At 34.7% G+C, this 13,804-nt stretch carries 12 protein-coding genes and 1 pseudogene; 9 read left to right on the top strand and 4 right to left on the bottom strand.

Features of this window, described 5'->3' with window-relative positions:
- Positions 1 to 199 precede the first annotated feature (199 nt).
- On the top strand, positions 200 to 1,741 hold the full coding sequence (amyS, locus tag MKX37_RS16910; protein WP_002167880.1) for an alpha-amylase: 1,542 nt from the start codon (positions 200 to 202) through the stop codon (positions 1,739 to 1,741).
- A 92-nt stretch (positions 1,742 to 1,833) separates the two neighbouring features.
- On the opposite strand, the gene MKX37_RS16905 is transcribed toward amyS, so the two are convergent.
- Positions 1,834 to 2,538 carry an exosporium leader peptide-containing protein gene (locus tag MKX37_RS16905; RefSeq protein ID WP_078422213.1) on the bottom strand — a complete coding sequence of 235 codons (705 nt, stop codon included), beginning with the start codon at positions 2,536 to 2,538 and terminating at the stop codon, positions 1,834 to 1,836.
- A 448-nt stretch (positions 2,539 to 2,986) separates the two neighbouring features.
- Between MKX37_RS16905 and MKX37_RS16900 the strand changes: the two genes are divergently transcribed.
- The 5 genes from MKX37_RS16900 to MKX37_RS16880 all read left to right on the top strand — a co-directional run bounded on the left by MKX37_RS16900 (position 2,987) and on the right by MKX37_RS16880 (position 8,007).
- Positions 2,987 to 3,703: a hypothetical protein gene (locus MKX37_RS16900; RefSeq protein ID WP_002167882.1), complete on the top strand. Its 717-nt coding sequence runs from the start codon at positions 2,987 to 2,989 to the stop codon at positions 3,701 to 3,703.
- A gap of 505 nt (positions 3,704 to 4,208) precedes the next feature.
- Positions 4,209 to 6,110 (top strand): endonuclease MutS2, encoded by a 1,902-nt coding sequence (locus MKX37_RS16895; RefSeq protein ID WP_078422212.1) that lies wholly within the window; start codon positions 4,209 to 4,211, stop codon positions 6,108 to 6,110.
- Between the two features lie 6 nt (positions 6,111 to 6,116).
- On the top strand, positions 6,117 to 6,641 hold the full coding sequence (locus tag MKX37_RS16890; protein WP_078422211.1) for a GNAT family N-acetyltransferase: 525 nt from the start codon (positions 6,117 to 6,119) through the stop codon (positions 6,639 to 6,641).
- 157 nt (positions 6,642 to 6,798) lie between these two features.
- Positions 6,799 to 7,509 (top strand): histidine phosphatase family protein, encoded by a 711-nt coding sequence (locus MKX37_RS16885; RefSeq protein WP_033708031.1) that lies wholly within the window; start codon positions 6,799 to 6,801, stop codon positions 7,507 to 7,509.
- Between the two features lie 63 nt (positions 7,510 to 7,572).
- A complete protein-coding gene (locus tag MKX37_RS16880) occupies positions 7,573 to 8,007 on the top strand; it encodes a hypothetical protein (RefSeq protein ID WP_002128410.1) in 435 nt (144 codons plus the stop codon).
- Positions 8,008 to 8,083: 76 nt separating this feature from the next.
- Here MKX37_RS16880 and MKX37_RS16875 read toward each other — a convergent pair whose 3' ends face one another.
- Entirely contained in the window at positions 8,084 to 9,049 is a 966-nt protein-coding gene (locus MKX37_RS16875) for a quinone oxidoreductase family protein (protein WP_002165322.1), read from the bottom strand.
- Between the two features lie 122 nt (positions 9,050 to 9,171).
- Between MKX37_RS16875 and MKX37_RS16870 the strand changes: the two genes are divergently transcribed.
- The gene (locus tag MKX37_RS16870; RefSeq protein ID WP_016127368.1) at positions 9,172 to 10,059 is read left to right on the top strand and encodes a LysR family transcriptional regulator; all 888 of its coding nucleotides are present in this window, start codon (positions 9,172 to 9,174) and stop codon (positions 10,057 to 10,059) included.
- Between the two features lie 287 nt (positions 10,060 to 10,346).
- Here the strand turns inward: MKX37_RS16870 and MKX37_RS16865 are convergent, their stop codons facing one another.
- Positions 10,347 to 10,835, bottom strand: a complete 489-nt coding sequence (locus tag MKX37_RS16865; protein ID WP_078422210.1) for a DinB family protein — start codon at positions 10,833 to 10,835, stop codon at positions 10,347 to 10,349.
- Between the two features lie 202 nt (positions 10,836 to 11,037).
- On the opposite strand from MKX37_RS16865, the gene MKX37_RS16860 reads away from it, so the two are divergent.
- Together MKX37_RS16860 and MKX37_RS16855 are read left to right on the top strand one after the other, a co-directional pair.
- On the top strand, positions 11,038 to 11,493 hold the full coding sequence (locus MKX37_RS16860) for a DinB family protein (protein ID WP_002014205.1): 456 nt from the start codon (positions 11,038 to 11,040) through the stop codon (positions 11,491 to 11,493).
- A gap of 371 nt (positions 11,494 to 11,864) precedes the next feature.
- Positions 11,865 to 12,901 (top strand): annotated as a pseudogene (locus MKX37_RS16855) (DUF4003 domain-containing protein).
- A 122-nt stretch (positions 12,902 to 13,023) separates the two neighbouring features.
- On the opposite strand, the gene MKX37_RS16850 reads toward MKX37_RS16855, so the two are convergent.
- A complete protein-coding gene (locus MKX37_RS16850; protein WP_063225733.1) occupies positions 13,024 to 13,788 on the bottom strand; it encodes a DUF817 domain-containing protein in 765 nt (254 codons plus the stop codon).
- Between the last annotated feature and the right edge of the window lie 16 nt (positions 13,789 to 13,804).

The raw sequence follows: 13,804 nt of genomic DNA, 5'->3' as shown, positions 1-13,804 counted from the left end.
GCTTTTATAGATAAATTGTAAACAATTTTGAATCCGATGTGAATTTTAAACTATATGGGGTACTTGTGGAATAGTTGAATTCATATTTTGAAAAATAATGTGAGAGATTAAAAGATTGTTACTTTACTAACTGTAGAACGAATATTATAATAACTTTAATAAATTATGCAAACGTTTTCTTGAAAGGGATGGTGTAAATATGTTGAAAAGGATTACGGTAGTCTGTTTATTGTTTATTTTGCTTTTTCCTAATATATATGAGGGAAATAAGGCAGAAGCAGCAACAGTGAACAATGGAACATTAATGCAGTATTTTGAGTGGTACGCTCCGAATGATGGGAATCATTGGAATCGTTTGCGTTCCGATGCTGAAAGTTTAGCTCATAAAGGAATCACATCTGTATGGATACCACCTGCATATAAAGGGACTTCGCAAAATGATGTAGGGTATGGGGCCTATGATTTATATGATTTAGGGGAGTTCAATCAAAAAGGAACGGTGCGGACGAAATATGGGACAAAAGCACAGTTGAAATCTGCAATTGACGCTTTACATAAGCAAAACATCGACGTATACGGTGATGTAGTTATGAATCATAAAGGTGGGGCTGATTATACTGAAACCGTAACAGCTGTTGAGGTAGACCGTAACAATCGAAATATTGAAGTATCAGGTGATTATCAAATTAGTGCATGGACGGGGTTTAATTTTCCAGGGCGCGGAGATGCTTATTCTAATTTCAAATGGAAATGGTATCATTTTGACGGAACGGATTGGGATGAAGGAAGGAAATTAAATCGAATTTATAAATTTAGGGGTGTAGATAAAGCGTGGGATTGGGAAGTGTCTAGCGAAAATGGAAATTATGATTATTTGATGTATGCAGATCTTGATTTTGATCATCCTGATGTTGCGAATGAGATGAAAAATTGGGGAACATGGTATGCGAATGAATTAAATTTAGATGGCTTTCGTTTGGACGCTGTTAAACATATTGATCATGAATATTTACGCGATTGGGTAAATCATGCCAGACAGCAAACGGGGAAAGAAATGTTTACAGTAGCTGAATATTGGCAAAATGATGTTCAGGCTTTAAACAATTATTTAGCGAAAGTCAATTATAATCAATCTGTGTTTGATGCACCGCTTCATTACAATTTTCATTATGCTTCAACAGGAAATGGGAATTATGATATGAGAAATATTTTAAATGGAACAGTAATGAAAAATCACCCTGCACTCGCAGTTACTCTCGTTGAGAATCATGATTCTCAGCCTGGGCAGTCATTGGAATCTGTAGTAAGTCCGTGGTTTAAGCCGCTGGCATATGCATTTATTTTAACTCGTGCAGAGGGCTATCCTTCAGTTTTCTATGGTGATTACTATGGGACAAGCGGAAATAGTAGTTATGAAATTCCAGCGTTAAAAGATAAAATTGATCCAATTTTGACGGCACGAAAAAACTTTGCATATGGTACGCAGCGTGATTATTTAGACCATCCAGATGTGATTGGCTGGACAAGAGAAGGCGATGGTGTACATGCTAATTCTGGTTTAGCGACATTACTCTCGGACGGACCAGGAGGATCAAAGTGGATGGATGTTGGAAAGAATAACGCTGGGGAAGTATGGTACGATATTACGGGTAATCAAACAAATACTGTAACAATTAATAAGGACGGATGGGGGCAGTTCTATGTAAGTGGAGGCTCAGTTTCCATATATGTTCAGCGGTAAATTGGTGATGAAAAGAAGAGGTAGACTGAAATATAAGTTTCCTCTTCTTTTTACATTGATATCATTCCTAAATCTTTATTTTAATAAATGAACTAGTCGACTTTTGAAACAACAAGAGATGCATTGGAATAAATAATGTCACCCGTGGCTTTTCTTATTCGTACTCGAAGGACATCTCCTTGGTTTAAAGGTAATAGATCAGTTCTAGCGGATGTAGTTCTTACCCCAGAACCACCACCAACTCGTGTTTCAATGGCGAATTGAATGGAATCATTTATTGTAAGGTTTAATATACTAGACGAAATAGCTTGTATCACAAATACAATTGAAAAAGATACAGAGTACACACCAGTGGTATCAATTGTAATGGAGTTGTCTACTGGGGTTAGAGTAGTTCCACTAACAGGTCCTGGAATTGTCAAATTAACATTTGTATTAACTACTGCTGAAAAACCGATACCTACTTCAGAAGTTATTGTTCCAAATACCGGGAGAATTCCTAAACCGGTCGCTCCAGTGGGACCGGTTATTCCGATTCCTGTAGCGCCGGTAGGTCCAGTTATTCCGATTCCAGTAATTCCTGTAACACCAGTAGGACCAGTTATTCCAATTCCAGTAGGTCCTGTAATCCCAGTGGGACCAGTTATTCCAATTCCAGTAAAACCTGTCGCACCGGTAGGTCCTGTGATTCCAGTAGATCCGGTTGGGAATGTAAATGGTGGAATTGGTGGGAGTGTGGGGCCAATTAAATTTGGTTCAAGAGCAGGTCCATGTAAAATAATATTTTCTTTGCTCATATAGTAACCTCCTATGATTGCTTGTCATAATTATTAAATGTATTAGGGAAAGTAAATGACATTCGCAATAGCGGAGGCGCTTATTTAATTTTTTCGCAACGAAATTAAAGTTATTACTTTAAAGTTGATACAATAAAAACCGTACTGTGATTGCTATAGAACTAAATATTAGTATGTTTTTAACATGATTTTAATAGATGTTATATTTGCTTTACGATAAAATGATTATATTGTAAAATTACACTATAATTGTAAAGCGATAACAAATGGGTGTTTTTACACTTGTGGTTATTAGGGCTTTCTAAAGCAAGATGATGAGTTTTTATTATTCAAGTCAGCGAAGACAATTTGATGTAGCGGTTATTAGAAGAAGTTCTTTATATAAATCGTAATTTAAAATCCATAAGGACATTTCTGTATAGGCAGTAGTAGCAAAAGGAGACGCAAGATGAAAAAAACAAAAATGATATATATCATAATGTTTAGTTTATTCCTATTAACATCATGTGATATATCGAATGAAGAAATTGAACAAAAAGCACAAAGTTATACAAAATCGGAGTATGGTATTTCTGTTAAACTAAACCAAGTTGAAACACTGGATAATGGAAAGGATTTCCTTGGTCCAAAGGGACGGATAGCTTTTGTGCAGCAAGTAGATGAACCGTATTTGCAATTTCAACTTTATTTCGATGGACAAATCTCTCCAGAAGTAAATAATGATAACTATAAAATAAAAAAGGAAACAAATGATTTACAAGAAAAATTTAATAAATATTATGGGAAGAAAGGGAATAACACTATAATTAATTTTGATCAAATGCAGACAGGGGATACTGTTTTCGATAAAAATGCTGAGAAAGAAATAGCGAAGAAAAAATTGAAGCAGTATTATACGGCAGTTTTTAGAAGTGATACTGTTTTAGATGTAAATAATCCTTCACATATGGAAAAATTAGCGGAGGCTGCAAGAAGTATTCAGGAATTTAATAAAACAATTGATAATAATAAGAGTAGTGTGGAAGATATAACGATTCAGCTGCCAGACGTTAATAAGGATGTATTAAAAAATATTGCTATAGACTATATATTAACGGCTGAAGATGCGAAAAAGACCCTTGAGAAAAAGGCTAATTATATGAAAGTTTTACAGTCTACAAAATGAAAAAAGCATTATCCGAAAAAATTGACCTTCCTCAGGTGTGAAAGGCAATAGTCTGACACCTTTACTTCTTACAAAACATATAGTATGATGATTTCAATAAATTAGATTTCAATGAACATAAAATATAAATTAATGAGAGGTGCTTTTTGTGAGTGCGGTAGGTACTAAATAGGAAAAATTTAATGAAATAAATCGGATAAGACCAGGGGATTTTTATGTATATCATACCCCTAATTTTGTCATGCATTTATTTCGAAACCTATGAAGATACCTACAATACTTTATAAAGCGTGTAATAAGGGGAGTGCCAGCTGTTTTTATGGCTTATTTTCTCATATGTTATTACACATGCCTTGTAAATGTAAAAGCTGCGGTATCCCCGCAGCTTTTTTGTATATGTTTTTAATGTATAAACATGATAATTGAATAATGTAAAACTCATTGGAATCTAATGAGTAGGTATCTTCATTGATGATAAAAACCAATCATAGTGAGGAGAAACAAAATGAATACGATGACTTTTGAAAAGTTACAATATAACGAATTAATGGAAATAGTGAAATCTTATTGTGTAAGTGGATTAGGTAAGGAATTATTAAATAAATTAGAGCCGAGTACGAGTATAAAAGTAGTGAGAAATCGCTTAAATGAAACGACAGAAGCACGAGCTATAGTAGATGCAGAAGGGCATGTGCCTTTCTTCGGAATTTCTAATATCGCTAGTACAATTCAAAAATTAGAAAAAGGGATGATTTTAGATCCAGCAGAGTTAGTGAGTGTTTCAGACTTTTTACGTGGATGTAGAAAGATTAAAAAATTTATGTTAGATAAAGAATTTTTTGCACCAGTATTAGCTTCCTATGCAAATTCGATGACTGAATTTAAAAGTATTGAAGAGGAAATTAACTTTTCCATTAAAGGAAATAGCATTGATGCAGCGGCTAGTAAAGAGTTAAAACGAATTCGAAATAACATTGATTCTGTAGACGGAAAAATAAAAGAACGTTTAACGAAGTTTTTAAATAGTAGTGCAAATAAGAAGTATATTCAGGAATTCTTTATTAGTAAAAAGGATGATCGCTATACGATTCCGATTAAATCTTCCTATAAAAATCAAGTTGCTGGAAGTATTGTTGAAGCTTCTGCAAAAGGTTCTACTGTATTTATAGAACCGCATACGGTTACAAAGTTAAATGCGGAACTCGCGGGTTTGAAAGCAGAAGAAGCGATGGAAGAGTATCAAATTTTAGCGACTTTATCAGGAATGGTATTAGAAAATATTTATCATATAAAAATTAATATGGAACTAATTAGCCAATATGATATGGTATTTGCGAAAGCGAAGTTTAGTAAATCAATTGATGGAATAGAGCCGAAGTTAAATGATCATGGCTACATTCATTTAGTAAATTGTAAGCATCCGCTTTTAAGCGGAAAAGTAGTACCGTTACACTTTGAAATCGGTCAAAACTATCGTAGTTTAATTATTACAGGACCAAATGCAGGCGGGAAAACAATTGTATTAAAAACAATCGGATTGTTAACTTTAGCGACGATGTCAGGATTGCACATCGCTGGAGATAAAGAAACAGAAATTGCTATTTTCGAAAATATATTTGTAGACATTGGTGATAACCAAAGTATCGAAAATGCACTAAGTACATTTTCATCTCATATGAAAAATCTTTCTGAAATCATGAGGATGTCAAATAATAATACGTTACTGTTATTTGACGAAATAGGAAGCGGCACAGAACCAAATGAAGGTGCGGCTCTTGCGATATCTATTTTAGAAGAGTTTTATCTATCGGGATGTATTACAATTGCGAGTACGCATTACGGTGAAATAAAACGATTTTCAGAAATGCACGGTGATTTTATGAACGCAGCAATGCAATTTAATAGTGAGACACTAGAGCCACTTTATAAATTAGTGATCGGTAAATCTGGTGAAAGCAATGCACTTTGGATTGCAAATAAAATGAATGTAAAAGAACATGTACTGCAAAGAGCGAAAGAGTATATGGGAAATAAAGAATACGCTATAGAAAAAGTGAATGAAAGTAAAATTAGAAAACCGAAATTCGTGCAAGAAAAAAGAGAAAATGACTATGAATATAAAATTGGCGACCGTGTGAATTTGTTAGATCATAACGATTTCGGGATTGTATATAAGGAAAAAGATAATTTCTATAATGTTGTTGTATATTATAACGGTGAATTCGTTGAAGTGAATGTAAAACGTATTACTTTAGAGGTAGCGGCGAAAGAATTATACCCAGAAGGATATGATTTAAATACACTATTTGTCGATTATAAAGAAAGAAAAATGCAGCATGATATTGAGCGCGGATCGAAAAAAGCGCTTCGTAAAATTGAAAAAGAAATAAGAAAGAATAGAGGATAATATAGAATGGTAACGATTAGACAAGAACAAAAAAATGATTATAGAAAGACAGAAGAAGTTGTAAAAGAGGCATTTTTAAATGAAGAATTTAGTGATAAAAAAGAGCATGAACTTGTAAAACGTATTAGAGAATGTGACGCATTTATTCCGGAGTTATCTATCGTTGCGGTAGATAAGGAAACAGTCGGTCACATTATGTTATCGAAAATTACAATAGAACAGGATGGAACTTCTGTAAAATCATTAGCACTTGCACCAGTATCAGTTACTCCAAGCCATCAGAAAAAAGGAATTGGCAGAAAACTGATCGTAGCTGCTTTAGAAAAAGCGAAAGAACTAGGATATGAATCTGTTGTGGTATTAGGGCATCCAGAGTACTATCCGAAATTTGGATTTAAAAAAGCAAGTGATTGGAATATAAAAGCACCATTTGAAGTGCCAGATGAAGTGTTTATGGTGATTGAGTTAGGTGAGAACGCTCTGCAAGGTGTAGATGGAATTGTACAATATTCGAGTGCTTTTGCTGAGTAGGAGTATCGGTTAAGGAATAATCATAAAAGATGCTATCTTTTTGTAGGGATATACAGAAAGGTAGCTTTTTTATTAAGACGATTCACTTACGTATATTTTGCTCAATGAATAATTAAGGTGGTAAAATTGATATAGAAATGTAAAGGGAGAGAATATGATGAAGAATCGAGAAACAGATAGCAATGAGAATGTAGTTACGTTATATGTTACAAGACACGGAAAAACAATATTAAATACGAATCATCGCGCGCAAGGCTGGGCAGACTCCCCGTTAGTAGAAAAAGGTGTGGAAGTTGCCTCTAATTTAGGAACGGGATTAAAAGATGTTCATTTTATGAATGCATATAGTAGTGATAGCGGCCGAGCGATTGAAACTGCTAATTTAGTATTAAAATATAGTGAGCAATCAAAGTTAAAACTTGAGAAAAGAAAAAAATTACGAGAATTAAATTTTGGTATTTTTGAAGGTGAAAAACTTGAAAATATGTGGGATGTGGTTGGAAAAGCTGCAGGCGTTGCATCACCAGAAGAACTTATGAAGTTCTCTATTCAAGAAGTGATTAATCTTATTAGAGCAGCAGACCCTACGAAACAAGCGGAAGATTGGGAATTATTTTCTACTCGCATAAAAACAGAGATTGATAAAATTAGTGAAGAAGCTGCTAAAAATGGAGGTGGCAACGTTTTAGTTGTCGTTCATGGGCTTTTGATTACTGCCTTAATAGAAATGTTAGACAGTAGTAAAACAAAACTGGGAGTAGAGAATGCAAGTGTAACGAAAGTTGTATATCAAGATGGGGAATATACAGTAGAATCGGTTGGAGATATGAGTTATGTTGCAAAAGGGAAAGAAAGTGTGGAAATTTAACAGGGTGTATTACGATTCCTTTTAGATTTTCAAAATGAGGGAATAATGGATTTTTAAGATTTGATGGAATTTAAAGGATATATATATTTAAACAAATTGTTTGAACCTGAAGAAAATTTATTGAGGGTACTTATTGATAGGTGCAAAGTTAATAAAACTAAGGGACTTATGAAAATTAAAGATGAGGTTGAAATAGAAGCATCATCCATTGATGTTGATGACAATCTGCCAATTGTGCAATTGGATTTTGAATCGTATATTGCTTACTCCGTTACTAATGAATCGTTTACTGTAATGGATGACTACGAAATTTCAGAAGGTAGAATTTTTAGAGTTTACTCAAAATCAAGATATTTGGATTTTGTTAAAGCAGGAACAATTGCTGAATTTATATTTCCTGAAGAGCAGTTCGTTCACTATCAAATTCCTTGTTTGAACCATATCATCGACATTATTTCATATGATGAGCCGAAAATTACTGGAATAAAAAGAAACTAACAAAATTCCATACTAAAAGAGCATCGGAATCGATGCTCTTTTATATGCTTATCTTTTCTTTTTTTTATTGTAAAGATTACGGAATTAATAAAATCTTCCCAGTACTTTTTCGGCTCTCTAATAATTCATGTGCAAGAGCACCATCTTGTAAAGAGAATGTAGTAGGACTCGCGATGTTTAATTTTCTACTAGCAATCCAATCAAATAATTGAGCGGAGCGCTGCTTACGTTCCTCAAAAGTAGTAAGTACATTCCAAAGGTCTCCACCTGTTAAAGTCTTTGAAGTATCCATAAGCATACGTGGATCTACAGGTATAGGATTACCGCCGGCCATTCCGTAAAATACGACAGTACCGCCAATTTTAGTAGCGTTAAAACTTTCCACGAGTGTAGAACCTACTGATTCATACACAACATTTACTCCGGCACCATTAGTCACCTCAAGTACTTTCGTATGCCATGCTTCAGTATATAAAAATACGTGATCAGCACCAGCTAACGTAGCTACTTGTGCTTTTTCTTTTGATGATGTAAGACCGATTACTGTTCCGCCCAGTAGTTTAATCATTTGAACGAGAAGTTGACCAACGCCACCAGCTGCAGCGTGTACTAAAGCTATATCGCCTTGTTTTATTTGATAGCTATCTTTCGTTAAATAATGTGCTGTTAGACCTTGCAATAAGACAGAAGCGGCTGTTTCAAAAGAAATAGAGTCTGGAAGTGTAATTGCTTTTTCAGATGGAACGGCAACTAATTCTGCATTTGAGAATGGAACGTCAGCAAATGCAATGTGGTCTCCGGGATTGATAGTAGTAACGTTAGCTCCTACTTTTTCAACAATACCAGCGCCTTCATAACCTAATATATAAGGCGGGTTACCAGCGAGATGATAATCGCCGCGGCGTCTATAAATATCAGCGAAGTTTAATCCGATTGCTTGCATGCGAACAAGAACTTCATTTGGATTTATGATTGGATCATGTATTTCTTTATATTGTAGTACATCTGGACTTCCAAACTGTTCGAAACAAAGTGTTTTCATATGGAATACCTCCATTTTATTGTTTGTCGATGCTATTTATCATACAATACAAATATCAATAGAAAAAGAGGATTATTTCGATGAAATCAATCGGAAATACCGATTGAAAAGAGGGATGATAAATGGAGATAAAACAATTAATTACATTTAAAGTAGCAGCGGACACTTTGAACTTTACGCAAACTGCGAAGAAATTGAACTTTGCTCAATCGAGTGTAACGGCGCAAATTAAAACGTTAGAGGCTGAGCTCGGTACGCCATTATTTGAAAGATTAGGAAAACGTCTTTTCTTAACTGAAGCAGGCAGGAAGTTTCAACTATATGCTGATAAGATGATTGCACTCAGTAACGAAGCGAAAATGGCTGTGAAAGATGATGAGGAAATAGCGGGTACGTTAATAATCGGTGCACAAGAAAGTCAATGTACATATAGGCTTCCATCTATATTAAAGAAATTTAAAGCACAATTTCCCCAAATAAAGCTTATATTTAAACCTGCACATTCCAATAAAGATGCGAAGGAACAATTGATGGAGGGGAAAGTAGATCTTGTATTTATTTTGGACGAATGTAAAACAGAGGATGTTTTACATGTGGAGCCACTTATGAAAGAAGAATTAAAAGTAGTAGCTGCTCCTACGCATCGTTTACTTGAACAACCTTCCGTTTCTACAAAAGATTTAGAAAGCGAAACACTTTTACTAACAGAACTAGGTTGCTCGTATCGGACTTTATTTGAAGAGTTATTCCGTGCGGAAGATGTATACCCAGCAAATAAGATTGAATTTGTTAGTGTCGAGGCAATTAAACAATGCGTTATTGCAGATTTAGGTATAGCTGTGTTACCAGCGATAGTAGTAGAAAAAGATATACGAGAAGGAACGATAAAAGAGTTACATTTAGAAAATACAATCGCTCCGATTTATACGCAAATCGCTTGGCATAAAGATAAATGGATGACATCGCCACTGCAGCAATTTATTGAGGTAACGAGGGAATCTTTTAATTAACAGGTGTTATAGGTGAGGAAGTAATATAATAAACGATTAACTTATTTACGGAAAGAAAGAGCATGTTTTGAAAAATATTAATCAAAACGGGCTCTTTCTTTTTGTGTTTATCCCGCTATTTGTGGGCAGTAAGACTCCCACCTTAAAATTTGGCTGGAGCAAAGAAGTTAGGTGGGAGATCAACTGCCCGTAAACGCCCGATTGGTGAAGGCTAATAATCAGTGGAGGACGAACAAAGCCCTCACTGATTAAAGTTTCACTTTATTAAGTTCAGTTGCAGTAATTAACTAACTAAGGTCTGTGTCAGGAGGAGTGTATCCGAGGTGACGAGCCATTGATACAATTTGACCTTTATGATGAAATTCATGTGTTTCCGCATGAGTTAAAAGCCATAGAGGAGTTGTGCTCCAAGGTTCTTTTTGCCATTTCACTTCATTTGCTATATTTTCGAGCCAACGGTCATTGTATTCATCTAAAAAACGCATTACAACCTCATCGACTAACTTAAATCTAGCACGAGCTTTCTCGACATCTGCATGCTCAATTTCATAATCACTAGCGAATGAAAAATCTGCTCGTTTTTGCTTGAATGCGAATGATCCAAGCCAGTATCGGTAGCAATCAGCTACATGAATATGGGTTTTTAAAATGCTACCGCTTCCGAAATTAGGAACTGTGCTGTGCAATTTTTCTCGTGGGATTTCTTCTAAAAACGAAAATAGAGTTTCTCTTGTAGAGCTAATAAGATTATATTGCTGTTTTAAAACATGTAACATGCAACTACACTCCTCTTTTATTTACTAAACTATTTGTGTAGTAAGTAATTCTATATTTACGAGGGGTGAACCTTTTATTATTTTTACTAAGCATATTAGATGTTTTTCTTAATTGTTTCTGATAGATTAAACAAGGTGAAACTTTAATAAGTTTAACATCCTTAGTTCATAATAAATTGTACATAAAAAAGGAGACGATAAAATGAATAGAATAATTGGTTTAAAACAATTTGAAATAACGCGTGGGGCATTACTTCAATTTATGGAAACGTTAGATGACAAAACTGCGGATACGCAGCCGGAGGGCTTTAACAATACAATTCGCTGGCATATCGGTCACGTGTTAACGGCGGCAGAAACTTTCATGTTTGGAAGAGAATTTAAACAATTACCAACTGAATATCCAGGTATGTTTGGGTATGGATCAAGACCATCTAAATGGAAAACAGAAGGGCCATCATTAGAAGTGTTAACGGTTCAATTAAAAGAACAAGCGAAGCGCATTCAAGAAATTCCAGCAGAAGCATTTGAAAATAAACTTCCAGAGCCATTTTTAGGGTTGGAAACAGTTGGTGAGCTTTACGGTATGATGCTTTATCATGAAGCGGATCATATTGGTCAAATGAAGGCGATGGAACGTATTATTAAGGCTCTTTAGTTTTTGGTAAAGTTTAATTGCATATAAAAAACGAAATCACAGATGTTTTGACGAAATTGAGGTGTAAGTAATTACAACCTTATTTTTCACAATACAGGTGTAATGTTAAATAATATATAGACAAAAAAGGGTAGATAATTTATTATCTATCTTTTTTGTTGTTGAACTTCTTGAAGGATTAAGGATTATGAACGCTAATCATCGTGATGCTGATGAAGAAGGAAAGAAAACCAACCAATTAGGATAAAGAAACATCCTAAATTTTATGGTAGTTATTATTTTTTTTGTATTACTTAATAGAAAAATATTGAAAATAATACAGAAGAAAGTATAAGGTTGCAAAATCTGTATGAAATAGGGTATTCCTAAATATGGAATATACGTATAATAAAAGAGAGGAACTAGAAAATGGGGGAATACTATGATTACATTGGAACAAAAGTTGGAGCAATACACACATACATATGCACAGTTAAAGGGAGAACTAAAATGGAAAACGAGTGATTCTCGAACAGGTATGATGATTGCTGCTATGTATGCAGGTAGTGATAAACTGTTTGATCTCGGACGTTTTTTAGAAATTAGTAGTTATATTAAGAATCAGGTAGGGATGTTTTCATACTTAAAGTCTTATCATCGCTTTGTGGTGGCCGCAACATTAGATATTCACTTTACAGATTACAAGGAAGCTTTTCGGAGGTTTTTAGATTTATATGAACAATTGGTCGCTGGTGGCTTTAGCCGGAGTATATTTACTTATCTCGCAGCAGCTGTGCTTTTAACAGAAGAACGTGGACAGCAAGGTACGCACATTCAGCGTTCGATACAAGTATATAAACGCATGAAAAAGGATCATCTCTTTCTTACAGGTACAAATGATTATCCGCTCGCGGTTTTACTAGCAGGACAATCAGAGAATGTAGAAACACTTATGGACCGAGTAGAACGTCTTTATCAGAAACTAGCGAAAGCTGGTTTGCGTAAAGGGAATGATCTTCAATTTTTAAGTCATATTCTTTCACTAAAGAAGGATGTCCGTGAAGAAATATTAGTTGCAAAATGCACAAACATATGGAAGTTGTTAAAACAAGAAAAGGTAAAAGTGAAACAGATGCATTATCCAGCTATCGGGCTACTAGCGTTACTTGAGGATGGAGAAAAAGAGATTCATTCTATTAAAGCATTGATTGAAAAATTGCAGGGGGAGAAATTATTCCGTTGGCATACAGATACGAATATTCTTATTGCTATTCAACTGTTTGTAAGTCAGAAAGGTGAGGAGAGTAAAGCAACCAACACAGGTTTACAAACTATGATAGAAGTCCTCATACAAGCACAACAGGCAGCTATGATGGCAACGATTGCTGCTTCATCTGCAGCAACCTCTTCTGCTAGTACTAGTTCATAATGTGCAACTGCTTATGCTCTCGTAAATTATGATGAACCTATAATGCCTTTGATGAGGATGGTTTAAAAAAGGCCCATCACTCTCTAATGAGTGATGGGCTAACTGTTTTTACATAATCAGCATTATCTTTTCGACTGCTTCAAATGTTTGAGTTGTGTAACAATCATAATGCTAATAACAACGAGTAAAAACCATGAGCTAATTTTGCTAAGGTGAACGAGGCTCCATGTTTCACGTTGATTTGGATATTGCCATGCTCCGAAGAAGGTAGCGATGTTTTCTGCAATCCAAATAAAGAATCCGATAAGGAAAAATGAGAGTACGAGCGGCATTTTATATGTAACGCCTCGTAATGAAAATTCCACAAATGTGCGAAAGAAAACAATGAATAAAATTAAAGTTAATACCCATCTAAAGTCATATAGAAAATGATGTGTAAAAAAATTAAAGTAAATCATTGCTCCTAGAGGTATTGCAAAAATAGCTTTCGGCCAATGATGCATTTGTAAATGCAATCTTCTCCACGCTTGGCATATGTAACTTGCGACACTCGCATACATAAAACCGCTGTAAAGCGGAACTCCGAAAACTTTTGAATACGCCTCTTCAGGATAACTCCATGAACCGAAATGTACTTTATATATTTCTAGTAAAAGGCCGATGAGGTGGAAGACAGTAATTACTTTTAGTTCATCTTTTGTTTCAAGACCTGTTTTGTACATAATCCACTGCATAAGAAGACATACGATGAGTATGAAATCATATCGGTACAGCCCTGGAATCGATATGATTTTTGAAAGAGCAAGTGTTAAAAAAATAATGACAGGGAACAAACAGGATAATGCTTGTTCATAAGTAAAATAGAGTAGTTGTTTTACATAAAACATGTTTTCACCTTCAGGA

This window comes from Bacillus sp. FSL R5-0709, assembly GCF_038004785.1.
Taxonomy (GTDB): domain Bacteria; phylum Bacillota; class Bacilli; order Bacillales; family Bacillaceae_G; genus Bacillus_A; species Bacillus_A mycoides.
Note: the sequence above shows the minus strand (reverse complement) of the source record. Positions and strands in the feature narration are given on the sequence as shown.